The sequence below is a fragment of the Acinetobacter sp. ANC_7588 genome, assembly GCF_056783995.1.
The window spans coordinates 37,117-62,988 of record NZ_JBWYIU010000006.1 but is presented as its reverse complement, the minus strand read 5'-3'; the positions used below and the strand labels follow the sequence as shown (position 1 = coordinate 62,988).

General features: G+C 40.3%; 24 protein-coding genes and 2 pseudogenes. 12 read left to right on the top strand and 14 right to left on the bottom strand.

Annotation, left to right across the window (positions count from 1 at the left end; all coding sequences use genetic code 11):
- Positions 1–3 precede the first annotated feature (3 nt).
- From murD to AC1M9J_RS07425, 4 genes are all read right to left on the bottom strand, one after another.
- Entirely contained in the window at positions 4–1,359 is a 1,356-nt protein-coding gene (gene murD / locus AC1M9J_RS07440) for a UDP-N-acetylmuramoyl-L-alanine--D-glutamate ligase (RefSeq protein ID WP_481596104.1), read from the bottom strand.
- A 150-nt stretch (positions 1,360–1,509) separates the two neighbouring features.
- Positions 1,510–1,758 (bottom strand): DUF6587 family protein, encoded by a 249-nt coding sequence (locus AC1M9J_RS07435; RefSeq protein WP_035263913.1) that lies wholly within the window; start codon positions 1,756–1,758, stop codon positions 1,510–1,512.
- 24 nt (positions 1,759–1,782) lie between these two features.
- Entirely contained in the window at positions 1,783–3,639 is a 1,857-nt protein-coding gene (feoB, locus tag AC1M9J_RS07430; RefSeq protein WP_481613091.1) for a ferrous iron transporter B, read from the bottom strand.
- The gene (locus AC1M9J_RS07425; protein ID WP_481591514.1) at positions 3,636–3,887 is read right to left on the bottom strand and encodes a FeoA family protein; all 252 of its coding nucleotides are present in this window, start codon (positions 3,885–3,887) and stop codon (positions 3,636–3,638) included. Before AC1M9J_RS07425 ends, feoB begins: the two co-directional genes overlap by 4 nt.
- A 170-nt stretch (positions 3,888–4,057) precedes the next feature.
- On the opposite strand from AC1M9J_RS07425, the gene xerD reads away from it, so the two are divergent.
- The 4 genes from xerD to thrC all read left to right on the top strand — a co-directional run bounded on the left by xerD (position 4,058) and on the right by thrC (position 8,529).
- Positions 4,058–4,975, top strand: coding sequence for a site-specific tyrosine recombinase XerD (xerD, locus tag AC1M9J_RS07420; protein WP_481596102.1), 918 nt, complete (start codon positions 4,058–4,060; stop codon positions 4,973–4,975).
- A gap of 109 nt (positions 4,976–5,084) precedes the next feature.
- Positions 5,085–5,900 carry a DsbC family protein gene (locus tag AC1M9J_RS07415; RefSeq protein WP_481952098.1) on the top strand — a complete coding sequence of 272 codons (816 nt, stop codon included), beginning with the start codon at positions 5,085–5,087 and terminating at the stop codon, positions 5,898–5,900.
- Between the two features lie 124 nt (positions 5,901–6,024).
- The gene (locus AC1M9J_RS07410; RefSeq protein ID WP_481609958.1) at positions 6,025–7,329 is read left to right on the top strand and encodes a homoserine dehydrogenase; all 1,305 of its coding nucleotides are present in this window, start codon (positions 6,025–6,027) and stop codon (positions 7,327–7,329) included.
- A 60-nt stretch (positions 7,330–7,389) separates the two neighbouring features.
- Positions 7,390–8,529 carry a threonine synthase gene (gene thrC, locus AC1M9J_RS07405; protein WP_092767330.1) on the top strand — a complete coding sequence of 380 codons (1,140 nt, stop codon included), beginning with the start codon at positions 7,390–7,392 and terminating at the stop codon, positions 8,527–8,529.
- A 48-nt stretch (positions 8,530–8,577) separates the two neighbouring features.
- Here the strand turns inward: thrC and AC1M9J_RS07400 are convergent, their stop codons facing one another.
- Complete coding sequence (locus AC1M9J_RS07400) at positions 8,578–9,639, bottom strand: serine hydrolase (protein WP_481952097.1); 1,062 nt, start codon at positions 9,637–9,639, stop codon at positions 8,578–8,580.
- A 217-nt stretch (positions 9,640–9,856) separates the two neighbouring features.
- Between AC1M9J_RS07400 and gacA the strand changes: the two genes are divergently transcribed.
- From gacA to AC1M9J_RS07380, 4 genes and pseudogenes are all read left to right on the top strand, one after another.
- Complete coding sequence (gacA, locus tag AC1M9J_RS07395; RefSeq protein WP_092767334.1) at positions 9,857–10,492, top strand: response regulator transcription factor GacA; 636 nt, start codon at positions 9,857–9,859, stop codon at positions 10,490–10,492.
- Positions 10,493–10,510: 18 nt separating this feature from the next.
- Positions 10,511–12,082 carry a sensor histidine kinase gene (locus AC1M9J_RS07390; protein WP_481952096.1) on the top strand — a complete coding sequence of 524 codons (1,572 nt, stop codon included), beginning with the start codon at positions 10,511–10,513 and terminating at the stop codon, positions 12,080–12,082.
- Positions 12,083–12,099: 17 nt separating this feature from the next.
- Positions 12,100–13,228, top strand: a pseudogene (locus tag AC1M9J_RS07385) (sigma-54-dependent transcriptional regulator); the annotation flags it as partial.
- 107 nt (positions 13,229–13,335) lie between these two features.
- Positions 13,336–13,515 (top strand): annotated as a pseudogene (locus AC1M9J_RS07380) (helix-turn-helix domain-containing protein); the annotation flags it as partial.
- Between the two features lie 28 nt (positions 13,516–13,543).
- Here AC1M9J_RS07380 and AC1M9J_RS07375 read toward each other — a convergent pair.
- From AC1M9J_RS07375 to lptF, 4 genes are all read right to left on the bottom strand, one after another.
- Positions 13,544–14,719 carry a S41 family peptidase gene (locus AC1M9J_RS07375; protein ID WP_228143113.1) on the bottom strand — a complete coding sequence of 392 codons (1,176 nt, stop codon included), beginning with the start codon at positions 14,717–14,719 and terminating at the stop codon, positions 13,544–13,546.
- Positions 14,720–14,738: 19 nt separating this feature from the next.
- Positions 14,739–16,283 (bottom strand): 2,3-bisphosphoglycerate-independent phosphoglycerate mutase, encoded by a 1,545-nt coding sequence (gene gpmI / locus AC1M9J_RS07370; RefSeq protein ID WP_035263895.1) that lies wholly within the window; start codon positions 16,281–16,283, stop codon positions 14,739–14,741.
- Positions 16,284–16,406: 123 nt separating this feature from the next.
- Positions 16,407–17,477 carry an LPS export ABC transporter permease LptG gene (lptG, locus tag AC1M9J_RS07365; protein ID WP_481596098.1) on the bottom strand — a complete coding sequence of 357 codons (1,071 nt, stop codon included), beginning with the start codon at positions 17,475–17,477 and terminating at the stop codon, positions 16,407–16,409.
- Complete coding sequence (lptF, locus tag AC1M9J_RS07360) at positions 17,477–18,577, bottom strand: LPS export ABC transporter permease LptF (RefSeq protein WP_035263893.1); 1,101 nt, start codon at positions 18,575–18,577, stop codon at positions 17,477–17,479. The genes lptG and lptF overlap by 1 nt, the downstream gene beginning before the upstream one ends.
- Positions 18,578–18,720: 143 nt before the next feature.
- Here lptF and AC1M9J_RS07355 point away from each other — a divergent pair, with 143 nt between their 5' ends.
- The 4 genes from AC1M9J_RS07355 (at position 18,721) to AC1M9J_RS07340 (ending at position 21,534) form a co-directional block, all read left to right on the top strand.
- A complete protein-coding gene (locus AC1M9J_RS07355) occupies positions 18,721–20,160 on the top strand; it encodes a leucyl aminopeptidase (protein ID WP_481591494.1) in 1,440 nt (479 codons plus the stop codon).
- A complete protein-coding gene (locus AC1M9J_RS07350; RefSeq protein WP_481586716.1) occupies positions 20,160–20,567 on the top strand; it encodes a DNA polymerase III subunit chi in 408 nt (135 codons plus the stop codon). Before AC1M9J_RS07355 ends, AC1M9J_RS07350 begins: the two co-directional genes overlap by 1 nt.
- A gap of 30 nt (positions 20,568–20,597) precedes the next feature.
- The gene (gene blhA / locus AC1M9J_RS07345; protein ID WP_481596097.1) at positions 20,598–21,206 is read left to right on the top strand and encodes a cell division protein BlhA; all 609 of its coding nucleotides are present in this window, start codon (positions 20,598–20,600) and stop codon (positions 21,204–21,206) included.
- Positions 21,207–21,315: 109 nt separating this feature from the next.
- Positions 21,316–21,534 (top strand): hypothetical protein, encoded by a 219-nt coding sequence (locus tag AC1M9J_RS07340; RefSeq protein WP_481591496.1) that lies wholly within the window; start codon positions 21,316–21,318, stop codon positions 21,532–21,534.
- Between the two features lie 44 nt (positions 21,535–21,578).
- Here AC1M9J_RS07340 and AC1M9J_RS07335 read toward each other — a convergent pair whose 3' ends face one another.
- The 5 genes from AC1M9J_RS07335 to nrdR form a co-directional block, all read right to left on the bottom strand.
- Positions 21,579–22,127 (bottom strand): VTT domain-containing protein, encoded by a 549-nt coding sequence (locus AC1M9J_RS07335; protein WP_180028159.1) that lies wholly within the window; start codon positions 22,125–22,127, stop codon positions 21,579–21,581.
- Between the two features lie 110 nt (positions 22,128–22,237).
- Entirely contained in the window at positions 22,238–22,897 is a 660-nt protein-coding gene (locus AC1M9J_RS07330; protein ID WP_092767353.1) for a riboflavin synthase, read from the bottom strand.
- Positions 22,898–22,925: 28 nt separating this feature from the next.
- On the bottom strand, positions 22,926–24,218 hold the full coding sequence (locus AC1M9J_RS07325; RefSeq protein ID WP_180028158.1) for a DNA adenine methylase: 1,293 nt from the start codon (positions 24,216–24,218) through the stop codon (positions 22,926–22,928).
- Positions 24,215–25,312: a bifunctional diaminohydroxyphosphoribosylaminopyrimidine deaminase/5-amino-6-(5-phosphoribosylamino)uracil reductase RibD gene (gene ribD, locus AC1M9J_RS07320; protein ID WP_481952095.1), complete on the bottom strand. Its 1,098-nt coding sequence runs from the start codon at positions 25,310–25,312 to the stop codon at positions 24,215–24,217. The genes AC1M9J_RS07325 and ribD overlap by 4 nt, the downstream gene beginning before the upstream one ends.
- 31 nt (positions 25,313–25,343) lie before the next feature.
- On the bottom strand, positions 25,344–25,808 hold the full coding sequence (nrdR, locus tag AC1M9J_RS07315) for a transcriptional regulator NrdR (protein ID WP_092767359.1): 465 nt from the start codon (positions 25,806–25,808) through the stop codon (positions 25,344–25,346).
- Positions 25,809–25,872: the final 64 nt, after the last annotated feature.

Sequence of the window (25,872 nt, the reverse complement as noted above, 5' to 3'; positions counted from 1 at the left end):
TCCTTATTGTTCTTCGTGCAGCGCATTCACACAAGCAACAAATTGATGTCCGCGTTGTGGATAGCCAGTAAACATATCAAAACTTGCACATGCCGGCGAAAGCAATACCACATCATGTTGCTGTGTATTTGCTTGGCATAATTTTACTGCTTCTTCTAATGATGTAGCGTGAAGAATTGTGGTTGTGCCTTGAATTGCTTGTTCAATCACTGGCGCATCTTCACCAATGAGTACCGCGAGTTTTGCAAATTCCGTTAATGATTTTCTTAAAGCAGTAAAATCTTGCCCTTTACCTTGACCACCTAAAATGATGGCAACTTTAGCTTTCTGTACTGCGATCGCCGCACCTAAGCCGTCTAATGCTGCTAAGGTTGCCCCAATATTTGTACCTTTTGAGTCGTTATAATAACGAACACCTTGCACTTCTTTGACAAATTCGCAGCGATGTTCCAACCCCTTGAAGGTTTTCAAAGTTTCCAGCATGACCTCTAATGGTAGACCTATCGCTTCACCTAAAGCTAAACACGCAAGTGCATTTGCGACATTGTGTGTCCCTTGAATATACATCTCAGAACTTTTCAATAAACGTTCACGCCCCCTTGCTAACCACATCGTGCCATCAGTATCTCTGAGTACACCATACTGATTCATATCTGGTGCATTGAGCCCAAAACTCTGCATTGGCGTTGCATCAGGTACTAAAGGACGTGTCAAAGAGTCATCCCGATTGAAGACCACTTTCTTGACACCTTGAAAAATACGATGTTTGGCAGTGTGATATCCCATCATATCGCCATGACGATCGAGATGGTCTTCGCTCATATTTAAGACGACAGCAACTTCAGCATTTAAGTTCGATGTAGTTTCTAATTGGAAACTGGATAGTTCTAAGATATATAGCTCTGGATCATCTTTGGTTAAATCTAAGGCTGGACGTCCTAAATTCCCCCCTACAGCGACTTTTTTGCCTGCATATTTCGCCATTAAGCCGATCAAGGTGGTCACTGTACTTTTTGCATTAGAACCTGTTATTGCAACAATAGGCTTTTCAGTCGCACGTCGTAAAATTTGAATTTCACTGACAACAGGAATGCCTTGTGCAAGTGCTGTTTGAATCACTGGCAGTTTAAGATCAAGCCCTGGACTGATAATAATTTCCTCAGCAGACAACAACATTTCTTCGTCAAATTTCCCAAAGCTAGTTTGGACTTCAGGTGGAATTTGATCATGTCCAGGTGGAGAGGTCCTCGAATCTGTTACTGCAACGTGATAGCCTTTTTCATGTAGAAAATTTACCGCAGCAACACCCGAAATTCCGAGTCCTGCGACAACTTTTAATCCACCACGCTGTATTAACATTTCTGCCCCATATTTTAGTCTAATTAGAAACTGCCGAAATGTTAGCACTTTGCTGCTTTGAATGCTTTTTTTGATTTCATAATCTTGACATTATTTTGTGTCCATGCGTAAAAAAACCGCCAATTTAGGCGGTTTTTTTATTGAAGTAAACTACTTCCATTTCACAGCTTGAGGGTTTAACTTGGGTGTTTCCTTGTCTGAAACAGGACAAGCGCAATTTCCGCCACATCCAGCAGTCATTTTGGGTTTAAGCCACTTTGATAGTGCCTTCCACCCTTTTCTTTCCGTAGCATCTGACAGTTTCATAAAGACTGAATTTGACGTCTGTGGAAAAACCTTTTTGAATACGACCAATGCACTCCAAAGGACCAATGCCGTAATAATTAGAATTTCAATCATCTCAGTCTCCTCAACTCTTCAGATTTAAGCTAACACGCTGGTCGCGACTTGATAGGTCAAGAACGACATAAAGTACGCTAAACCAAATAAATAGACGGTCATAAAGCCAACTGTCTTCCAAGAACCTGTTTCGCGTCTCACTGTCGCTAATGTCGCCAAACAATGTGGTGCATAAATGAACCAGACCAAAAGTGATAATCCTGTTGCTAAAGACCAGCCCAAATCCCCACCACTACTAATCAGTGATGCCAAGCCTTCCGACATCGCATCCTCATCAACAGCAGACAAAGCATACACCGTGCCTAAAGCAGCAACGACAACTTCACGCGCAGCCATGGCTGGAATTAAGGCAATACAAATCTGCCAATTAAAGCCTAATGGCGCAAAGATTGGTTGCATCAAATGACCTAACATCCCCGCAAATGAATAATCAATCGCAGGTAATGTTGCACCCTCAGGTGGTTGTGGGAATGTGCACAAGAACCATAATAAAATAGAAAGCGCAAAGATGATTCCACCGACTCGCTTTAAAAAGATTTTTGCTCGATCAAGCAAACCAATCCACACATTTTTCAAATCTGGAAAACGATAGCTTGGAAGTTCCATCAATAGCATATGTTGAGATTTATCTTTTTGGAAAAACTTCAACACAAACGATACGATCAGTGCACTCACAATCCCTGCCATATATAGACCGAACAGCACTAAACCTTGAAGGTTAAATAGTCCCCAAACCATTTGAGAAGGAACAAAAGCTGCAATCAACAACGCATAGACGGGTAAACGAGCTGAACAAGTCATCAATGGTGCAACAAAGATCGTGGTCAAACGGTCTCTTGGATCACTAATAGTCCGTGATGCCATGATTCCAGGAATTGCACAGGCAAAACTTGACAGTAATGGAATAAATGCACGTCCCGAAAGACCTGCTTTATACATCAACTTATCAAGTAAGAATGCCGCTCGGGGTAAATAACCTGATTCTTCAAGCACCAAGATAAAAAAGAATAAGATGAGAATCTGAGGCAAAAAGACAACTACACCACCAGCACCCGCGATAATTCCATCAACCACTAAACTATTGAGTAATGGATGGGCAATATTCTCGCCAACAACTTCACCCAACCAGCCAAAGAACGTCTCAATACCATCCATGAAGGGTGCCGCCCAAGCAAAAACTGCTTGGAAAATGACGAACATCATCACCGCTAAACTGAATAGACCAAATACAGGGTGCAAAAAGATTTTATCGAGAAAAACTGAACGTTTATCATCAAATTCAACAAATTGAACGGCATCTTTGACAATCGCTTCAACTTTGTCGTGATCAGATCCTTTCAAACCTGTCAGCTCAGTTTGAGGAACAGCATATTTGCCATGATCTAGCGCATTCATCAGGTTTTCAATACCTGAGCGACGTACAGCAACTGTTTCTACAACTGGAATGCCTAAGCGCTCAGAAAGCTTCTGGGTATTGATTTGCATTCCACGACGACGAGCTTCATCCATCATGTTAAGCACGAGTAGCATTGGACGACCCAATTGGATCAACTCCAAAACTAAACCAAGGTGCAACTTAAGATTGGTTGCATCTACAACGCATAAAAATGCATCTTGACGACCTTCTTCCGCAATTTTCCCATAAACAACATCACGGGTGATTTCTTCATCTGGACTAGTTGCGTCTAAACTATACGTTCCTGGCAAGTCTAAAACACGAACCGCTTTACCCGAGTTTAGCGTGAAATGACCAATTTTCCGCTCAACGGTTACACCTGCATAGTTACCTACTTTTTGGCGTGTTCCAGTCAAATGATTGAATAATGAAGTTTTACCACAGTTAGGATTACCAACAAGGGCAACACGCAACGCATCGCTCATGCCGACACTCCTTCTATTTCAATTTTTTCTGCTTCATTTTTTCTTAAGGCAAAGCGAGTAAAACCCACTTGAATGAGAATTGGTTCGCCACCAAACAGTCCTTTCGTAATGACTTGTACTTTAGTTCCGGCAACAAATCCTAGAGTTTCTAAACGACTTGCCACCATGTCTGTAGAAGTACCATCTACAGTGCGATGCACTTGCGTAATGATGGCAGATTGTTTGACTTTCAAATCAGATAAACGCACCGTACCTAACCCTAAAAAATTTTGAACAGTATACATACAAATGAGAATTATTACCGCACTCTCATCAAGAATGATTCGCATCTTCTTATAACACATCGACATGCATAGAAAATTACACTACATTAGATAATCTCAATTAAATCAATCGAATTTCTCAATCGAATATCCATATGATTAATAAGAAACCTCGAATTCCTACCCCCATTCAAATTCCAGAACAACTTTCGTTCTTACACGGATTTCGGGATTATTTAATCGCTCAGTCTGTTAGTCCGCACACCCGAAATGCTTATCTCACAGATTTAGTCCAATGCAGTACTCTGTTAACCAGCCCCATGACCTTATGGTCACATGATGATATTTCAGATGTACTGATTGAGCTCACCAAACAAGGTAAAAGTCCTCGATCAATTGCTCGCACTTTATCGGCACTTCGGTCTTTTTATAAATTTTTAAGAGAGCAAAATTTAAGAACAGATAATCCTATAGCAGCGCACAAAACACCCAAGTTAGGACGAGCGTTACCTAAAGATTTATCTGAGCAAGATGTTGAATCACTCATTCAAGCACCAGATACAAACACAGCGTTAGGCTTGCGTGATCGCACGATGTTTGAAGTCCTTTATGCTTGTGGTTTACGCGTGAGCGAACTGATTAATTTAAGAATAGATCACATCAATCTCAATCAGGGTTTTTTGCGAATTTTGGGCAAAGGAAATAAAGAGCGTTTAGTTCCTTTGGGGCAAATTGCTGTGGAATGGATTGAAAAATACTTAGCAGAAGCTCGCCCCCAACTCCATAAAAGTGCTACAGATTACTTATTCCTGACCCAACATGGCGGGATTATGAGCCGTCAAAACTTTTGGTATGCCATCAAACGTTATGCCCTCCAAGCAGGTATAGCTACAGAGCTATCCCCCCATACATTAAGACATGCTTTTGCAACTCACCTGCTCAATCATGGTGCAGATCTCCGAGTGGTACAAATGCTCTTAGGGCATAGTGATTTATCGACAACACAAATTTATACGCATGTTGCACAAATTCGCATGCAACAACTTCATGCTCAGCATCATCCCCGTGGCTAAGTCATCGATCTGAATTTTGTAGCACTGAGCTATAATTTACGATTTGAGATTATTTTTTGTTATGCTTAACGCAGTAAAAATAATGCTGAAAACTTTAAAAGGGTTGTTTATGTTATTTACCCGTTCGAAAATTTTATTCGCTTCTACCCTTGCAACGACGCTTTTTATGAGTGCATGTTCCAAATCTGAAGACACGCAAAAATCTGATGGTACTTTAACGGCAACTGCACCAGCAACGGGCCAAGCATCAAATTTAACTGAGCGAAATGCGCAACAACGCTTGATTCAAAAGTTAGAGAAAAATTTTAAAACTGCCAATATCAATGCCAAAATTATCGAGATTAAACCAACCGAAGTACCAAATCTTTACTGGGTCAATTTAGAGGGTATGACTGCGGTATACACTACTGCAGATGGTCAATATATTTTCCAGGGTGATTTACTACGTTTAGGCAATAAAAAAGTTGAAGATATTGGACAATCCTTCCAGTCGGCATTGAGTAAAGGGTTACTGAGCCAGTTAAAAGCTGAAGATCTCATTATTTATCCAGCTAAATCTAAAACCAAACATATCGTTTACGTATTTACAGATATCAGCTGCCCTTACTGCCATAAATTGCATGAACATATGGATGAAATCAATTCCAAAGGAATTGAAGTTCGTTATATCGCATGGCCACGTGGAGAACAATATTTCCCAGCAATGGAAAGTGTCTGGTGTAGTAAAGATCGTAGAACCGCATTTGATCAAGCTATTGCAGGTCAACAATTGGACAATGCCAACTGTGAAAATCCTGTTAATGATCAGTACCAAATGGGTTTAAAAATGGGTGTAAATGGAACGCCTGCAATTTACAGCTCAGAAGGTGTTTATCTTGGTGGATACATGACAGCAGATGAAATACTACGTAGCTTAAATAACTAATATTTATGAGATAAATTACTGCTTTTTATACATCAATATTTAACTCGATTGACCCTAGAGTCTGCCTCTTTTTTTAGCTATGATCTAGGTTCAATAAAATTTTACATATTTTTTGGAGTGTGACGTGAAACCAGTTCGTCTGGCAATACTCGGTCTAGGAACCGTAGGTGGTGGTGCCCTTAAACTATTACAAGAAAACGCTGCTGAAATTAGACGTCGCACCGGTCGTGAAATTCAAATTACTTATGTGGGTACTCGTCGCCCTCGCCCAGATTTAAATCTTCCAGACTCAGTTAAACAAAGTGCCGACCTTCTTGATATCGTTCGTCAACCTGATGTTGATGTTGTTGTTGAAGTCATGGGCGGTATTCACCCTGCTTATGAAGTCATCAAAGAAGCAATTGTTCATGGCAAACAAGTTGTCACTGCCAATAAGGCGCTTTTAGCTGAACATGGTAACGAATTATTTAAACTTGCTGAAGACAATGCTGTGCAGATCGCCTATGAAGCAGCTGTTGCTGGCGGTATTCCAATTATCAAAGTAATTCGTGAAGGCTTAGCTGCCAACAAAATCGATTGGCTTGCAGGCATCATTAATGGTACAGGCAACTTTATCCTAAGTGAAATGCGTGAAAAAGGACGTGCTTTTGCGGACGTTCTGAAAGAAGCGCAAGAACTTGGCTACGCTGAAGCAGATCCAACCTTTGATGTAGAAGGGATTGATGCTGCTCACAAGTTAACCATTCTTGCATCTTGTGCATTTGGTATTCCACTTCAATTTGATAAAGTTTTTACTGAAGGAATAGGCAAAGTTACTGCTCAAGATGTGAAGTACGCCGAAGATCTTGGCTTCCGTATTAAGCATTTAGGTATTGCACGTCGTGCAGAAAAAGGCATTGAACTACGTGTTCACCCAACGCTCATTCCAGATGACCAGTTGATCGCAAATGTAAACGGCGTTAAAAATGCTGTTCTCGTACAAGCGAACGCAGTCGGCCCAACTTTATATTATGGTGCTGGTGCTGGTGCTGGTCCAACTGCTTCTGCCGTAGTCGCTGACGTTATCGATATCGTTCGTGACATTTCTTATACTGAAGACGGTGCTGGAACTATTCCACAATTAGCATTTGAAGCACTCACAGACTTACCAATTCTAAGTCGTGAAGAAATGACAACGGGTTACTACATCCGTATTAATGCTGAAGATCAAACAGGCGTACTTGCTGAAGTTACTACGATCTTGAGTCGTGCAGGAATCAGTATTGATGCCATTATGCAGCAACCTCGCTTAAAAGACCTTATTCCTATCGTGATTCTGACAGATCCTATTGTTGAATCAAAAATGGATGAAGCGCTTTCACAAATTCAAGCATTACCCGTCATCCATGGCGAAATTGTACGAATTCGTTTAGAATCGCTTGATAATTAATCATCTCGGGTAGAGGGTACTGCTGCCCTCTCCAGCTCTACACACAATTGGAACATCATCATGTCTAATGCCAATCGTTACACTGGTTTAGTTGACCGTTATCGCGACCGTTTACCAGTGTCTGCAACTACTCGTGCAATCTCCCTAGGCGAAGGTAATACACCACTGATTAAGCTTGCGAATATTCCACGTTTAATTGGCAAAAATGTTGAAATTTATGTGAAGTACGAAGGCTTAAACCCGACTGGTTCATTTAAAGACCGTGGTATGACCATGGCAGTCACTAAAGCGGTTGAAGAAGGCTCTAAAGCGATTATCTGTGCATCTACAGGTAATACCTCTGCTGCCGCTGCCGCTTATGCTGCTCGCGCTGGTATTAAAGCATTCGTTTTAATTCCAGAAGGCAAAATTGCAATGGGTAAAATGGCTCAAGCAATGATGTATGGTGCGATCACAATGCAAATTCGTGGTAACTTCGATGACGGTATGCGCCTTGTTAAAGAAGTTGCTGACCAAGCCCCTGTAACTATCGTAAACTCAATCAACCCTTACCGTTTACAAGGCCAAAAAACGATTGCATACGAAATCGTTGATGAATTAGGTCGTGCACCTGACTATCACTGCTTACCAGTAGGCAACGCAGGTAACATCACTGCACACTGGATGGGTTATACAGAAGCTGTTGCAAACCAACCTGCGGATCAATTTGAGCAAGTAATTTATGATGCTGAAACTGATCAATTCACTGGTCCTAAACCTGAAGGTTTACCGACGATGGTTGGCTATCAAGCTTCTGGCGCAGCACCATTCTTACGTGGTGCACCTGTTCAAAACCCTGAAACTGTTGCAACAGCAATCCGTATTGGTAACCCACAAAGCTGGAACCATGCGAAAGCGGTAGTACGTGACTCTCAAGGATGGTTTGATGAATTAACAGATGCTGAAATCTTAGAAGCTCAACGTTTGCTTTCTATGTATGAAGGTGTATTTGTTGAGCCTGCTTCTGCAGCTTCGATTGGTGGTGCAATCCGCGATATTAAAGCGGGTAAAATTGCTGAAGGTTCAGTCATTGTTTGTACTGTAACAGGTAATGGTCTTAAAGATCCTGATACTGCTATCAAACAGTGTTCTGATGCAGTCATGCTTTCAATTGATGCAACGATGGATCAAGTACGCGATTCAATTTTGTCTAATATGTAAGATTGCATCATAAAAAACCCTGCATCTGCAGGGTTTTTTATTTATGGTCTAGATCGCACGTGGTAACTGACTGGTCCAACGCATTAAGCGAACAGCATCATCATTACGAGCTTGAGTATTGCTTGCTCCTAAAAGCACAACTACAGCTGGACGATTATTCAAAGTCGTATGCATCACCACACAGCGCCCAGCCTCATTAATAAATCCCGTCTTTGAAATGTTAATATTCCAGCCACCGTTACGAACGAGAGAGTTCGTATTGTTCGATTTCAACACACGATAACCGAGGTTAAAATCATAGGTTGGCGTCGTAGAAAATTGACGAATAAGACCGTACTGTGATGCGGTACTCACCAAGATGCCCAAGTCCCGCGCAGAAGCAACATTGCGAGGATCTAGACCTGTAGACTCAGTAAATTTAGATGAATGCATCCCTAAGGCATGTGCTTTATTATTCATAGCAGAGACGAAAGCCGCACGGCCTCCTGGATATGTACGAGCCAAAGCCGCAGCTGCAGGGTTTTCAGATTTCATTAAAGCGAATAATAAGGCTTCAGCACGATTCATTGTGTCACCTACACGCAATGTCGAGCTTGAGTTTTTACCACCCGCACCTGCAAAATCAATGCTTTGCAGCGTAATATTTTCAGACATATTTAATTGTGCATCTGCGATCACAACAGCTGTCATTAATTTTGTAACAGACGCAATCGGTAGAGCAGTATTCGTGTTCTTACTAAATAAGACCTCACCCGTATTTGCATCCATGACCAATGCTGCACGCGCGTTCACAGAAGGTTGATTACTATAGCGACTGTTATCAAGAATCTGAGAGGTTGGTGATGTTGAGGTCGCAGGGCCTATAGATTTACGAATTGTTGTTGTAATCGTGGTTGTTGCTTGAGGTGTATACTCTTCTGAAGAGGAAGTAGAAGCTTTGAGACTATCATTATTTAAAAATTGGCTTGCATCTTCAGATGACCAACTGATGCTCGCCTGCCCCGGTGCAGAATTAGCATGATTAATTAATTCTGCAAAGCTCAATGAGCTCATAGAGAGTAGTACTGATGTAGTCAGCACATGCATTAGCGTTAATTTCTGTTTTTTCACGATAACTTACTCATCTTACGGAGGCATTTTGCATCATTGCTAATCACCTCAAATATGACTTACATTTAGGTACAAACGTGATTAATATTAAACCACGTGATTATGCACAGTATTTTAGTAAAGATTAGGAATAGCATTGCTATTTTTGTTAGTCCAATGCAAGCAATTTTTGCATCATGTAACAAAAAAGTAAGAATAGATTTCAGAGGAGGTGTTTGTGATCACGGTATTAGTGGTAGATGACCATGAGTTAGTTCGTACAGGTATTTGTCGTATGCTTGAAGATCAAGCAGATATTCAAGTCATTGGTCAAGCAGAGTCCGGTGAAGAAGCCATTAGTCTTGTTCGTCAACACCACCCTAATGTCGTCTTGCTCGATGTGAACATGCCTGGTATCGGTGGCGTAGAAACCACTCGCCGTTTATTACAAACAGCGCCTGACACCAAAGTTCTCGCCGTCAGTGGTCTAGCGGAAGAACCCTATCCATCACTACTGTTAAAAGCCGGGGCTCGTGGTTATATCACCAAGGGAGCTCCGATCACAGAAATGGTGCGTGCAATTAATAAAGTCATGCAAGGTGGTAAATACTTCAGTGCAGATATTGCTGAACAGCTTGCGAGTTCTTATTTATCTGATACACAAACCTCTCCTTTTGATGCACTTTCTGAACGTGAAATGCAAGTCGCGATGATGGTTGTGAATTGTATTAGTGCCCAAGAAATTTCAGACAAACTTTTTGTTAGCGTAAAAACAGTGAATACTTATCGCTATCGTATATTTGAAAAATTAGGAATCGATAGTGATGTCAAACTGACTCATTTGGCAATTCGTTATGGTTTGATTAAGCCTTAATTTGATCTGAGTATTCCAATGACGTCTGCTGCTTCAATTTCTATTTATCAAACGATCTACCGTCTTGGAACACTATATTCAAGTTATCGTATCATTATCGCCCTAAGCTTAACGCTCATATTCCTACTGACGATTGATTCTGAACGTTATTTTTATCAATACGAATCAATCTATTTTTACGCTTTACTCCTTTATGTTGCAAGCAGCATCGTACAAACGATCGTTTTAAAATACTTACCACAAGCTATTTCTAAACAAATTATCACCTTATTTGCAGTTGACCTGCTCTTTCTAAATACCCTTACTTTTGCACTCGGTGGCCCCAATATCGCAATTGGGTTATTGTTTGTCATTTCCGTCTTTGCAGCAAATTTTTTACTCAGTAAAAACCAAGCCTTATTCATCACATTGGTCGCGGTGATTGGGGTCGTATATCAACAGTTTTTTGGTAGTTTGTTCTCCATTGAAAGTCTAAATAATATTGGTGACAGTGCCTTTCTTGCCTTTTTATTTTTTGTGGTTCATGGTATTGGTCAAGTATCAATACAACGGTTTCAAGTACTCGAATCGGTCAATACACATCAAGCTAACGAACTCTTTAAATTACAAAATATTAATCGTTATATTCTTGAGCAAATCGAAGTTGGTTATCTGGTCTTAGATGATCACTGTAAAATTATCGTCTGCAATCCTGCTGCATGTTCACTACTCGGTATTTCGCCACTCTATGCTCATGAACAATATAATCTTGCAAATTTTCAACCAGATCTCTATGAAATTCTCAAAAACACATTAGTTGCTCATGGAGAGCGCTTTCAATTTGAATCACATCAATCATCCTATACGGTTGATATTCGTATTCAAAAACTGGTTACACCTCAACAAGCACTCACGCTATTAATTTTGGAAGATGCGCAAAAGCTTAATCAGAAAGTTCAACAAATGAAATTAGCTTCTCTTGGTCAATTATCAGCCAGTATTGCACATGAAATACGTAATCCTTTAGCAGCAATCGTACAAGCCAATGAACTTAATGATGATTCGGATGAAGAACAAAAACGTATGCTCAATCAAATGATTGCTAAGCAAGCAAAACGTATTGATAAAATCATCAAAGACACATTGGATATGGCAAAGAATAAAAAAACTGCCGGTGTACTGATTCATTTTGAGCAGTTTATGCATGATCTTATTCAACAAGATTTAGCAGATATCAGTTCTCATATCCAATTACAGCTTGAAGCCAATATTGAAGTTTATTTTGATGAAATCCAACTGCGACAAGTTCTGATTAATTTAATTCGCAATGCTATTCGTCATAATGATCCGACCGCAGAGTACATTTTTGTCAGAAGCAGTTGTTCAGAAAATCAAATTTTTATTGATGTTATCGATTTTGGCAAAGGCATCCAACAACATGATTTATCTCAATTATTTCAACCATTTTTTAGTACTGAAACCAATGGAACTGGTTTAGGATTATATTTATCACAAAGTATTTGTGAAGCTAACCAAGCAAAATTGAGTTATATCGAGCAAGAACAGCAAGGTGCATGTTTTCGTATTACATGCCATAAGACAGACGTTTAGATGGATAAGATCAGGTTATGGTAAAGCAACAACCTTTAGTACTTTTAGTCGATGATGAACCTGATTTATGTATGTTGATGCAAATGACCCTTTCTCGGATGGGCATTAAAACGCATATGGCACATCATTTGAAACAAGCGCTACATTTTCTAAGCGAATATAAATACGATGCGTGTATCACCGATTTCAATTTACCAGATGGCAATGGCATCGATTTAGTTAAATACGTCACCCAGCACTATCCGAAGACGCCCATCGCGGTACTGACCGCCTATGCCAATATGGAGTTGGCAATCTCCGCTTTAAAAGCAGGCGCTTTCGATTTCGTCAGTAAGCCCATTAATCAACAACATTTGCATCAATTGCTTAAGAAAGCATTACATAGCCCTGCAGTGGATGATGATCTCAATCAGCTTCCACTTGAGGAACAACTGCTGATTGGTGTCTCAGAACAAACTCAACAGCTTCGTACAGCAATCAAAAAAATAGCTCGATCACAAGCACCTGTCTTTATTACAGGTGAATCAGGGACTGGTAAAGAAATCGTTGCAAATCTTATTCATCAACTCAGTAATCGTCATGATCATGCCTTTGTCGCGATCAATTGTGGTGCGATGAATGAAGACCTGATGGAAAGTGAATTATTTGGTCATATCAAAGGCAGTTTTGTGGGTGCTGACCAAGACAAACAAGGGTTAATTCAAACTGCTGATGGTGGAACATTATTTTTAGATGAAATTGCAGAGCTTTCACTCGCCATGCAAGCTAAATTGCTACGAGCAGTTCAAGAAAAGAAAATACGTCCGATTGGCAGTGATAAAGAGCTTGATGTTGATTTTAGAATTGTCAGTGCAAGCCATCAAAATCTTGAGCAATTGGTTCAGCAAGGCAAATTTAGACAAGATCTATTTTTTAGAATTCATGTGATGGATTTACGTCTTACCCCACTCCGCGATAGACCCAAAGATATTCCCGTTCTAGCTCAACATTTTATTGATAAAATCAGTAGTGAATGGCGTATTGAAGCCCCTCAACTATCTCAAGACGCGATACAATTCCTTAAACAACAACCATTTACGGGGAATGTACGCGAACTTAAAAATATCATCGAGCGTGCACTTACACTTTGCGATGATAAGCTCATAGCCGTCGAGCATGTTAAAAGCCCTTCATTAGGCTTAACATCCCAACCTTTAGCACAACAACCAAATAGTCAAATTGAAGCAACTACTGATTTAACGTCTCAAATACCCAAAGGTTTGCCCGAAGAGGGATTAGAACAATACCTTGAGAAAGTAGAAAAAGAAGTTTTAATTAATGCGTTAAACTCAACGCATTGGAACAGAACCCTAGCCGCCAAAAAATTAGGAATGACATTCCGCTCATTACGATATCGTTTAAAAAAATTTGGTTTAGATACTGAAGATGAATAACTTAGCATCACCCCGATATTGATGATATTTAACGGCTTCTTAACAACAAATCGGCTGCGTGTTGGAGGTAAACCTCCTCCTTCATATCCTGCGGCCAAGGATATTCGATATTAGGGGCTATGCCTTGCCCATCAATCTCGACACCATTCGGTGTTAAGTAATGAGATACTGTCATTTGTAGTGCCGCACCATTTTCAAGTGGAAAGAGTTTTTGCACAACACCTTTACCATAACTCTTTTCACCAATGATTACGGCGCGTTGATGATCTTTCATTGCTGCCGTAAATACTTCTGCTGCAGAAGCCGAACGTTGATTAATCAATACTCCGACTTTAAGCCCTGTAAATTCATGTCCAGGTAAAGCTTGGAATTGTTGATCACCTTCTGAACGGCTACGTGTAGATACAATCAAACCCTGATTTAAAAATAAATCTGCCGTTTCCACAGCAGAAGATAATAATCCACCCGGATTATTTCTTAGATCTATTAAAACAGCTTTGAGTTGTTGGCTATGATGCTCATCGATATAACGTTTTATTTCATTCGCAGTATCTTGCTGAAAAACTTTCACCTTTAATAGTAAAACTTGATTACTCAGCATATGTGCTTGTATATCGGCAACATCTAGTTTTTGATTTCTCACTAAAATAATTGGAGATGAGTTCGGTGATCTTTGTAAACTGATGGTTGATCCAATCGAGCCGCTGAGCAAGTCTTTGACTTGATCTTGGTTTAACAATCTAAGCTCTTGTCCATCAATTTTGTAAAGTGTAACGCCGTTGGCCAATCCTAATTTTGCCGAGTCACTATCGGGATCTAAATTTTCGATCTGCCATAAACCTCGTGAGGTATCAAAGCTAAGATCAAAATCGATACTCGCTAAATCCTCCTCGGTATATTTGAGGAGTTGGCGATAATCTTCTGGAGATAAATAGCGAGAGTAACGATCTAGCCCACTCACCAAACCTTGGATCGCTTGTAAAAATAACTGATCGTCAGTGACTTCAGTGACATAGTTTTCTTTTACTGTACCGTAAATCTGAACAAACTGCTGTATAGATTCAATCGGAACTTCTGAACTGTTAGATGACCAGTCTTCTTCTAAAGGATCAACTGCTGGACCCTTAGATCCAGCAGCGAAAGCATGAACCCCATTCAAACTTAAAGCTAGACCTAACATGAGTTTGAATAACAATGGATTCATACTGAATTCCTTCTTATTTTTAAACTAAAGTCACTAAATTGCGACCTTTCATTTCAGCAGGAACAGGCAACTGCATTAAATTCAATAATGTCGGTGCAACATCTGCAAGCACACCACCCTCTGCAATTTTCGCTTGAGTTGGACCTACATAAATAAATGGCACATGCTCAGTTGTATGTTGAGTATGGACTTGACCACTTTCATAGTCCTGCATTTGTTCAACATTACCGTGATCCGCAGTGATCAACATATGGCCTTTCTTCGCCATCACTGCATCATAGACGCGACCTAAGCTGACATCCACTGCTTCTACTGCTTTAACGGCAGCATCGAATACCCCTGTATGTCCAACCATATCGCCATTTGCATAGTTCACAACGAGTAAGTCAAATTCACCTGAATTAATTGCATTCACTAACTCATCAGTGACTTCATAAGCACTCATTTCTGGTTTTAAATCATAGGTTGCAACATTTGGTGATGGAATCAAAATACGTTTTTCACCTGGATACTCATCTTCACGACCACCACTGAAGAAGAAAGTCACATGGGCATATTTCTCAGTTTCCGCGATACGTAATTGAGTTTTACCTAAATTAGACAGATATTCACCAATTGAATTGACCAACGGTTCTGGCATATATGCCACCGGTGCATTAATTGTCGCTTGATAGCGCGTTAACATGACAAATTTCGCAAGCTGAGGCACAACTTTACGCTCGAAACCATCGAAGCCTTGTTCAACAAATGCTTTTGTCAATTCGCGAGCACGATCTGCACGGAAATTCATAAAAACAACAGCATCACCATCTTGTACTGCGGCTACATCCCCAATACGTGTTGCTTTCACAAACTCATCTGACTCTTCAGCAGCATACGCTTGTTCGAGACCTTCCACAGCAGACTCAACTACGCGAACAGCCTCACCTTCTGTTAATAAACGATATGCTTGTTCGACACGATCCCAACGATTGTCACGATCCATTGCGAAATAACGACCGATCATCGTTGCGATTCGACCCTGACCTGGATATTGGGCAAATAATGCATCTAATTTCTCTAAAGATGGTTGTGCACTTTTAGGGGGAGTATCACGACCATCTAAGAAAGCATGTAAATAGACTTGAGCACCTCTTTTTAGTGCCAACTCTGCCATAGCAACAATATGGTCTTCATGAGAGTGAACACCACCTTCAGACAACAATCCAAAAATATGTACTGCTTTTTGATTTTCTTTTGCTTTTTCTACAGCATCAACCAATACTTCATGTTTATAGAAATCACCAGTACGGATATCTTTGGTAATACGAGTGAAATCTTGATACAACACGCGTCCAGCACCAAGATTCATATGACCAACTTCTGAATTCCCCATTTGGCCATCTGGAAGACCAACATCTTCACCTGAACCTGAAATCAGACCATGTGGATGATTCTGTTTCATTGCAGTTAAATTAGGTGTTTTCGCTGCAAGAAAAGCATTATCTTCGACCGCTTCACGATGACCCACACCATCCATAATGACTAAAACGTGAGGGATTTTGCCAGCAGTTGCATCCGTCATGATATACACTCTTTTCTGTTTACAAATTAATCAACGTATCTTAACGAATTTTTCATTAAGACTCTATCTGAACACGATGGCTTTGATTGATCTAGACCATCTATTTTTCAATTTAAAAATTCTCTAGCGCGCTCGATATAGCAAATAGCTACCTACCGCAAAGATAAGCACAATTGGCAGAAAAACAAACCAAGCTGGAGATGGTGAATACACCAAACTCGCGTACCCTAAGAAGTCTTGTAGGTAGTAAAAACCAAGCCCTACAAATAACGCAATCACTAAACGAAACCCCATAGACTGTTGCCGTAAAGGGCCAAAAATAAAAGAGCAAGCAATCAGTACGAGTGCCAACAATGCAAATGGCGAAGCCACTTTTTGCCAGAATGCAAGTAAATACGTTTTAGGAACTTGACTATATTCATCCATATAGCGCATAAAACTGATCAATTGGCTTGGAGCTAAATCTTCAGGATCAATCGTCACCATATGAACATATTTAGGTTGAAGCGCTAAAGCAACATCCTGCTGAGGAGTTTGAATCAGTCTCGAATAGCCTTCAGGAAAAATATCCATCTGACTGGCTTCAATTAAAGACCATTGTCCATTTTGTACAAATTGACCTTGATTCGCAGTCAAGACTGACTTCAGACGATAATCTTGATCAAAGTCCATCATCTCAACTTGACGTAACTGCCCTTGCGCATTTGCATAGTCAATATAAATAAATCGTTGACCTTCTCTAGTCCAATACCCTTTGACTTCGCCAAGCTCAGCAACAGAACGACGGTCTTTAATACTTTCCGCCCGCTCATTGGTGTAAGGAATAACATATTCACTGAGTAAAAATGAAAGCAATACCAAGAGCATTGCTGAGCGCATGACCCAACTCACAATACGCCACAGGCTAATCCCTGAAGCGCGCATGACAATCAGCTCACTATTTGAAGCCATTGAACCCAAACCGAGCACTGCACCAATCAATGCTGAAATAGGTAAAATTTCATATAAATATTGCGGTGAAGCCCATAGAACATGAATAAGCGCTTGCCAAGCTCCATATCCTTCTTTCAGACTGCCTAATTCACCCATATAAGTAAAAAGAATTTGAAGGGCTGATAAAATCGCTGTAGCACCCAACATCGCCAGCGCTGTGGTTTTCGTCACATGTTTTGCGACAATTCGACGTGCCAACATTATGATTTCACCTGCTCAATTCGTTTTTTTAACTTAGGTGCTAGTTTTTGTTTACGCGAGAAAATCGCTGCACCCACTGCATAAACAATCAAGATAGCGGGATAAGCCCAAATACCAATCTCATCTTTACTAATTCTGGTTTTAATCGCCATTAATGCAACAATCAAACTGGCAAAAATTAAGAGTGCAGGAAATAATTTTAAATATCTTCCTTGGCGTGGAGTAACCTCAGACAATGCCGTTGCTAACATCAATGCCACAATCAATGTAAATGGCACAAATATTCTCCAGCCCAATTCACTGGCTACTACAGGATCTTCACGAGTTTCAATTAACTTCGAAATTGGTAACGCTTCTACATCACCACTTTCAAATTTCGCCTCTTTATCACTTTCAAGACGCAAACGATATGAAGCAAATTCAGTATGACTATATTTCGGACTATCTTGATAAATTTCGTAACGGCGACCTTGGGTTAAATCAACAACACTCGCTGTTTCACCGACCATTTCAACACGTGTCGCTTCTTTCGCTAAAATCATGATGTCAGGTTTTTCAGGCTTATCTGCTCGCTGATAGAAGAAAATTTCTTTTAAGTTTTTACGATCTTCTGAAAGTGCACCAGCATAAATGGTATAAGGACCTGAGGAAATAAACTCTTTTGGACGTACCAAATCAAAGCCTGATCGAACCGCTTGGGTCGTCGTAAGCTTTTCAAATTCACGTATACCCCATGGAGACATCCATACCATTAATACTGTTTGAATGGCCAAATAAATGGCTGTGAGAGGTAACAATAAACGAGCCAATTGATTACGACTAACACCACTGCCATTGAGAACCGCCATTTCATGATCTACATACAGTCGGCCAAACACCAACATGAGACCAATGAAAAAACCTAAAGGTAAGATCAATGTCAAAAATTCTGGAAGACGGTAGCCAATGATGCTAAATAAAATACTCGCATCCATTCGACCCTGAGCTGCCACGCCAAAATACTTGATCAAACGCCCACCCAACATGATGAGTGTAAGCAATGAAATCACAACCACAGAGGTAGATACCACTTGTTTGACGAGGTAACGTCTTATAATCAAAGTAATCTTCCAAAATTAGGTTAAATCGGCTAGCGCTAGTTTACCCGAATGTTAAAAATATAAAACCTCATTGAAATTCTATCATTGGTAGTGTTTCAATGGTTTAATGATTTAAACGGTCTCAATAGGCACACAACAAGCATATGAAACTTTCAATTAATACATCATTGGCACAAATTTCAGAAAGCCAACATTTGGTTATTTTAGTCGACTCTGAAAACACCCATGCAGTTAAAAGCAACTATCAAATCAACAATTTAGACAGCCTAACTGAAGCAGCTCAATTCAAAGCAGGTTTCAATGAGTCTTTATCGTTATTGGGTCAAATTGATAATCAACCGAATAGCATTCTACTTGGCTTAGGTAATGCACAAGAAGTTAAAGCTGCAAAATTAGCAAAAATTGCACAAACTATTATCAAAGCTTCACAAAAAAAATTCAAACAAATCAGTGTTGATATTTCAGCTTTGCCGAATGAATTACACTACTTATTTGCACTTAAACTCACTCAATCTGCTTATGCTTTTGACGAGTTTAAGTCGAAAAAAAATGACTTTATACTCGAACAAGTTCATCTAATTGCATCAAACTCTACGCTAACGTCAAATCAACTCAACTTAATTCAAGCAATTGAAAGCGGTCAAAACGTTGCACGTGATTTAGCAAATCGTCCAGGAAATATTTGTTTTCCTGAATATTTAGCGGATCATGCAATTGCATTGGCAGCAGAATTCCCAGATTTATTGAAAGTAACCGTGCTAGATGAACAGCAAATTGCTGATCTTGGCATGAATGCATTTCTTGCAGTCAGCAAAGGCTCAGATCGCCCTGGACGTATCATTACTCTTGAATATCAAGGTCAACTTGAACAAGCTCCTATCGTCCTCGTGGGTAAAGGAATCACTTTCGATACGGGTGGTATTTCATTAAAACCAGGTTTAGGCATGGATGAAATGAAATACGATATGGGTGGTGCAGCTTCAGTTTTAGGAACCATGCGCTCACTCTGTGAAGCTCGCCTTCCGATTCATGTTGTAGGTGCAATTGCGGCGGCTGAGAACATGCCATCAGGTCATGCAACTCGACCAGGTGATATCGTCACCACGATGAGTGGTCAAACTGTTGAAATTCTAAATACAGATGCCGAAGGTCGCTTAGTCCTCTGTGACACGCTGACCTATGTCAAACGCTTTAACCCAGAACTTGTGATTGATATCGCAACATTAACAGGCGCTTGTGTTGTTGCTTTAGGCTCTGTTTTAACAGGTATGTTCACACCAGATGATGAACTGGCACATGAACTTTCTCAAGCTGGTGAACAATCCTTTGACCGTGTATGGCGTATGCCTGTCTATGATGACTACCAAGAACAGCTTGACTCTCCATTTGCTGATATTGCCAATATTGGTGGTCCAAAAGCTGGTGCTGTTACAGCTGCTTGTTTCTTGCAACGCTTCACACGTGAATATCGTTGGGCACATTTAGATGTTGCTGGTACAGCTTGGACATCTGGCGCAGCAAAAGGTGCAACTGGTCGCCCAGTTCCATTATTGGTTCAATTTCTCGCAAATCGCGTAAATTAATGTCTAGAATCAGCTTCTACTTATTTGAAAAGAGTCCAGAACGACAGGTCCAAAGTGCCTGTCGTTTATGTCGAAAAATTCTGCGTCACCCTGCAAAAATATGGATTCATTGTCCAGAATTGAGCATTCAAAACGAACTCGATGATTTACTTTGGAGTTTCGATCCGCAGAGTTTTTTGACACATGGCATTGATGATCAATCAGCAGCTATTTGTATTTCGTCTAAGCTCCCTGAAACTCAGGAATGGATCGTGTTTAATTTTCACATTCATGCACTTGAAGATCCTTCACGTTTCAGTCACATTATCGAAATTATTGAAAACAACGAAGCTGCCAAAGAAATTGGACGAGAGAAATATAAAACCTATCGAAAATTAGGTATCTCACCTCAAACACATAAACTTTAGCGCGTTGTCATTGGAAAAAGGAGAATCACGGTGGCCATTAATGTCGGTCAAGATTTTAAAAAACGTTGGTTGAAAGCGCCAGAAGCGGTTCGCCAAGCTTTTATCGACGACCTTAATCGCATCAGTGATTTACTCGAACCTCAAACTCAACCAGAGCAATGGCTAGACCATGATAATCGTGCCCAGCAAGTGGCTCAATTAAAGGTTGAACAGGCTTATGCGGATGAAAAAGCACGATTAATTGAAGAAGCTCGTATTCGTAAGCAATTGGCTTTAGAAAAATCATTAGCAGAAAAACGTGCACTGCAAGAGGCTTATAATCAAAAGCTTCTACAAGATGAATATCTTAAATTTCAACAACAAACCGATTCGCTCGTACAGTTACGAAAAGTGATTGATGCAGAAATCGATGAATATACTGAAAAATACCAAAAAGTGACTACACCCCATCGGGACTTTTCAGGAAACTCTCCTGCGCATTTATCAATTCATCAAGATTTAGATACGATTCGTTTACGTCTCGAGCTTGAAGCTGAAACCATGATTGAAGATGCCGTACAAATCTTTAAATCAAAACTTCAAGCAGCAGCAAAAGAAGAGATAGAACTTATTTTAAAAAATACATCTCTACCTTCTTAGAGGCTCGAACGGTGGATGCTTAGTGTCATCAAAATGAAACATATTTGTCACACCATGAATGTAATTTAAATGCTCTCTGCGATTTGACGGACATGAGGAAAGTATCACCATGGATCTTTTAAACAACATCTCTGAACGAATCACTCATTTGAAATCTGGCGAACATGTCACGATCAGTGCTCAAGAACTATTGATTAGTCGAGCAGATTTTCAATCGGTTTTAGTGTATTTAAAACATGAGTCGAAAAGAGGCGACTTTTTAATTCAAGATGAAGATTTGGTAGAGAATTGGTTTGATCGCACATCACTCACCATTAATAAAATTTAAAAGAGCCCACTGAGGGCTTTTTTTATCAGGTTTGAAGTATCAATTTAAGCAAAAAAATCTAAAACGGCTGAGAATATATTTCCCATGCCATACCCCATACCTAGTAAAAGTGCGATCCAAATCCAAGCACCAATAATATTGTAAAACATGAAACTGCTATAGCTCATATATCCAGAGCCAGCAGCGAATGGAGCAAAAGAACGTACAAAAGGGATAAAGCGCGCAATTAAAATGGTCTTACCACCATGTTTTTCGAAATAAGCATTCGTTTTGGCAATATACTCAGGTTTTAACCAACGTGAGTGGTCGCTAAAATATTTAATACCAAGCCATCGCCCTGTATAGAAATTGAGAATATAACCAAGGACTGAGGCGATAAATAATAACAATCCCATATAGTGCAAATGAATCAACTCAGTGGTCGAACATAAAGCACCGATGGCGATGAGCAAACTGTCCCCAGGTAAAAAAAACATGAAAACGGAACCATTTTCCGCAAATATCACTAAAAATAAAATTGCGTAAATCCATACGCCATATTGCTCTAATAAACTAGGTAAAAGCTGCTCTAAATGCAGTAAAAAATCAATCATTCTGAAGTTCTCTGAGCATGTTGCTTTCTCCTTTAGATAGATTGTATACCTAATTTATTTAAACAAAAAAAAGCCTAAAAATTTAGGCTGTTTTCTATTTTAATCATTTTTTAACGTAAAAAGCCATTCTGTGCTAAAAATTCCATGCTTAATTTAGACTCAGGTTTATGTTCAGCAGCCTTATCCCCAAGCAATAAACGTTCAATATATCGTGCAAGTACATCGACTTCTAAGTTTACTTTAGTCCCGACTTTCCACGTACTAATATTGGTCCGCTCTGCAGTATGAGGAATAAGATTTAAACTCAACACATTGCCACGTAGATGATTGATTGTAAGACTAATTCCATCAACTGTGATGGAACCTTTCTCCGCTAAATATTTTGCAATTTCAGGCGGGGCCGTTACCTCAAAATAGAGTGAACGTGCATCTTGACGTTGCACCGTAATTTCACCAACTACATCTACATGTCCACTAACAATATGACCACCAAAGCGAGTTGTTGGTAACATCGCTTTTTCTACATTGACGGTTTGCCCAACCTTCCAACTCGATAAAGTTGTACGATGAATACTTTCAAGTGACACATCTGCTTCGTACCATTGATTGCCCCATGCAATAACAGTTAAGCAGATGCCATTAGTCGCAATAGAATCACCCAAGTGAACATCAGACATATCAAGATCAGTCTGTATACGCAAGCGGATATCACCACCTACATTTTGTAAACTTTCGACTTTTCCTAAACTTTCTACAATGCCTGTAAACATAATGGGTACTCTTAAATTTGTTCTATTTTTACCATAAATCCAATTGTTCAGCGACGCCTGTAGTATCAACTCCACCCAATTCAGCATAGTGGTGTAACTGACCAAGTAACTGTCGAATTGGCGGTCCTGATTTTGCGTGCGTGTCGGTAATGACGATAAACTCAAGAACGCGCGCACGCTCAGACTGACGCTGCTTACTCACACGATATCTTGGAACATCTTGAGTCAAAATTGTGACTCGTCCACGCTCTAAATTCGCTTTAAGTAAATCGCCAGCCTCAATATTTCCATCCGTTGAATAGCTGGTCAAAATATAGCGTGCATTAATGGTTTGCAAAAGCTTTTCATACGCTTCTTTGGCATGTTTAGAAGAATTGTATGGGCTTGGTCGTTCTTTACGCCAAGCACGGTCGATTCCACTCTTGAAACCCTTAGTATCTGGACTTGGTAAATCTACCTGATCCCATAAAGTCAAAGCATTCAATACATGATAGTTGCTACTATACGCATGCTGATTATAGGGTGGATCCAAATATGCCACATCGACTTCGAAACCACTCATTTGGTTTGCTAAGTGTTGAGCATCCACACACCACATTTCAGCTGCTGGGCCTGTCAGATTTGAATTTTCACAAAAACGACTTGGGGTCAGCCATAGTAATGATTCAATTCGCTCTAAAGCCGTCTGAGTTTTACCGCCCCAGCCGTGATGGAAACTCTTAAATACGCCTGACGTATTACTCACAAAACTTGCTGAATACAATAAAGGTGCAAGTAAAGCGCTCATTTCCACATCATCAATTGCACCTTGAGCTTGCCAGGTTGCAATTTGTTGACGAATTGCATCAATGCGCATGCCATTTCGACGTTTGAAGAATAAACGGTCTCGTGAAGGATCATAGATCTCATCATTACGAGGACAAAGATTGTGTGTTACCCATCCTTTGACCTCAGGCAAGCGATTAAGATAATCAATTGCTTTCTGATATCCGCCTAATTCTTTAAAAGCAGGAGCTTCAGTACATGATAATATGGCATGATTGAGTGCGTGGCTGTAAGGCTCCCAATCATTCGCTATTACTCGGTAGCCATTTTGACGAGCCAAACGAGAAACCACACCACTCCCAGCAAAAAAGTCCGCAAAGATAGGCGCTCGACCTGAACTCGTATTCAAAGTTCCAGTGCTTTCTAATGCCTCAAGAATCAAATGTAATAAACGACGCTTGTTGCCTAAATAAGGCACAAGTTGATTAAACAAATACTCATCTGTCGTACGTGCTGCATGGCGACGTTTATGATAAACCGTTGACTCTGTACTCATAGCGACTCTTGATCAGGGATTAATTTTAAACGGATGTCATCACCTAACTGAGTTACATCTTGAAGTTTAAAACGGAGTTGTTCTGTCATTTGTTTAAATTCAGCATTAAACATTGGACGAGCTGATTGACCTAATAGTGTAGGCGCAATATAACTAATCAATTCGTCTACCAAATTTTCCTGCAAAAATGCAGTAGATAGGGTTGCACCAGCTTCCACCATCACATCATAGATTTGAAAATCTTTTAAGACTTTTAGCAACTCAACTAAGGGCTGAACTTCGAATTGAATCACGCCAAGTTGTGCAAGCTCTGCTCGAAATGGCCCCATGACCATGACAGTATCAGGATTCTCTAACACTTTAGCATCTAAAGGTAAGCGACCTTGACGATCTAAAATCACACGTTTAGGCTGCACAACTCGTTCTAATTGAATATTCGGTAGAGCTCTAACATTCAACTGACAATCATCAGCCAACACTGTTTCAATACCCGTGATCACTGCACCAGAAATTGCACGCCAATGTTGAACATCCTGACGTGCCAATTCACCTGTAATCCACTTCGACTCCCCTGAAGCCATTGCTGTACGACCATCGAGACTCGACGCGACCTTTAAACGTACATAAGGTAATCCCTTAGACATAGCTTTAAAGAAGCCTAAGTTCAAAGGACGCGCTTCCAACTCACAGATCCCGACTTCAACGTCTATACCTGCTTGTTGTAGGATAGCCACACCTTTACCAGCAACCAATGGATTAGGGTCTGAACAAGCCACTATCACTTTTGCAATGCCCGCTTCGACCAAACCTTTAGCACAAGGAGGAGTACGACCATAATGCGCACAAGGTTCTAATGTGACATACGCAGTTGCACCCTGTGCTTGCTCCCCTGCTTGACGAAGTGCAAACACTTCGGCATGTGGTTGCCCAGCTTGGGGGTGAAAACCTTCACCAATGATCTGTCCGTCTTTGACAATGACACAACCCACATTAGGATTTGGTTTTGTCGAATATTGACCTTGCTTCGCCAATGCTATTGCACGACGCATCCACATTTGATCTTGATCGATCTGTTGTTGCGAGAACTCAGACATTCATAACCTTGAAGTTGAATTTGGGGCGAGATTAATGTTCTTGATCTCGGTGTTGCATTTGTTCGATTTGACGGCGAAATGCTTCTACATCTTGGAAATCTTGATATACAGAGGCAAAACGTACGTATGCGACATGATCAAGGGCAAATAAAGCCTTCATTACAATTTCGCCTATAGTACGCGAACGCACATCACGTTCACCTAGTCGACGAATTTGAAGTTGAATATCACTGACCACCGCTTCAATTTGTTCTTGTGTCACAGGACGTTTTTGTAAAGCATGCATGAGTGAACGACGAAGTTTCGCTTCATCATAAGGTTCGTTTTTACCATCGGACTTGGTGACACGAGGCATCACCACTTCAAAACTTTCAAAAGTAGTAAAACGCTCATTACAACTAATACATTCACGACGACGGCGAATTTGGCAGCCTTCAGCAGCTAAACGTGAATCAATCACCTTACTATCAGCGGCGTTGCAAAATGGACAATGCATAGCAGTTTAATTGAACAAATTCTATTTGCACCAAGTGTATCAAAAAATTCTGCTCATGTTGAGC

Excerpts from the sequence above, each read along its gene's own strand:
- murD (WP_481596104.1), bottom strand. The coding sequence starts at position 1,359 with ATGTTAATACAGCGTGGTGGATTAAAAGTTGTCGCAGGACTCGGAATT.
- AC1M9J_RS07435 (WP_035263913.1), bottom strand. The coding sequence starts at position 1,758 with ATGATTGAAATTCTAATTATTACGGCATTGGTCCTTTGGAGTGCATTG.
- feoB (WP_481613091.1), bottom strand. The coding sequence starts at position 3,639 with ATGAGCGATGCGTTGCGTGTTGCCCTTGTTGGTAATCCTAACTGTGGT.
- xerD (WP_481596102.1), top strand. The coding sequence starts at position 4,058 with ATGATTAATAAGAAACCTCGAATTCCTACCCCCATTCAAATTCCAGAA.
- AC1M9J_RS07415 (WP_481952098.1), top strand. The coding sequence starts at position 5,085 with ATGTTATTTACCCGTTCGAAAATTTTATTCGCTTCTACCCTTGCAACG.
- thrC (WP_092767330.1), top strand. The coding sequence starts at position 7,390 with ATGTCTAATGCCAATCGTTACACTGGTTTAGTTGACCGTTATCGCGAC.
- AC1M9J_RS07390 (WP_481952096.1), top strand. The coding sequence starts at position 10,511 with ATGACGTCTGCTGCTTCAATTTCTATTTATCAAACGATCTACCGTCTT.
- AC1M9J_RS07375 (WP_228143113.1), bottom strand. The coding sequence starts at position 14,719 with ATGAATCCATTGTTATTCAAACTCATGTTAGGTCTAGCTTTAAGTTTG.
- gpmI (WP_035263895.1), bottom strand. The coding sequence starts at position 16,283 with ATGACGGATGCAACTGCTGGCAAAATCCCTCACGTTTTAGTCATTATG.
- lptG (WP_481596098.1), bottom strand. The coding sequence starts at position 17,477 with ATGTTGGCACGTCGAATTGTCGCAAAACATGTGACGAAAACCACAGCG.
- AC1M9J_RS07355 (WP_481591494.1), top strand. The coding sequence starts at position 18,721 with ATGAAACTTTCAATTAATACATCATTGGCACAAATTTCAGAAAGCCAA.
- AC1M9J_RS07350 (WP_481586716.1), top strand. The coding sequence starts at position 20,160 with ATGTCTAGAATCAGCTTCTACTTATTTGAAAAGAGTCCAGAACGACAG.
- AC1M9J_RS07340 (WP_481591496.1), top strand. The coding sequence starts at position 21,316 with ATGGATCTTTTAAACAACATCTCTGAACGAATCACTCATTTGAAATCT.
- AC1M9J_RS07335 (WP_180028159.1), bottom strand. The coding sequence starts at position 22,127 with ATGATTGATTTTTTACTGCATTTAGAGCAGCTTTTACCTAGTTTATTA.
- AC1M9J_RS07330 (WP_092767353.1), bottom strand. The coding sequence starts at position 22,897 with ATGTTTACAGGCATTGTAGAAAGTTTAGGAAAAGTCGAAAGTTTACAA.
- AC1M9J_RS07325 (WP_180028158.1), bottom strand. The coding sequence starts at position 24,218 with ATGAGTACAGAGTCAACGGTTTATCATAAACGTCGCCATGCAGCACGT.
- ribD (WP_481952095.1), bottom strand. The coding sequence starts at position 25,312 with ATGTCTGAGTTCTCGCAACAACAGATCGATCAAGATCAAATGTGGATG.
- nrdR (WP_092767359.1), bottom strand. The coding sequence starts at position 25,808 with ATGCATTGTCCATTTTGCAACGCCGCTGATAGTAAGGTGATTGATTCA.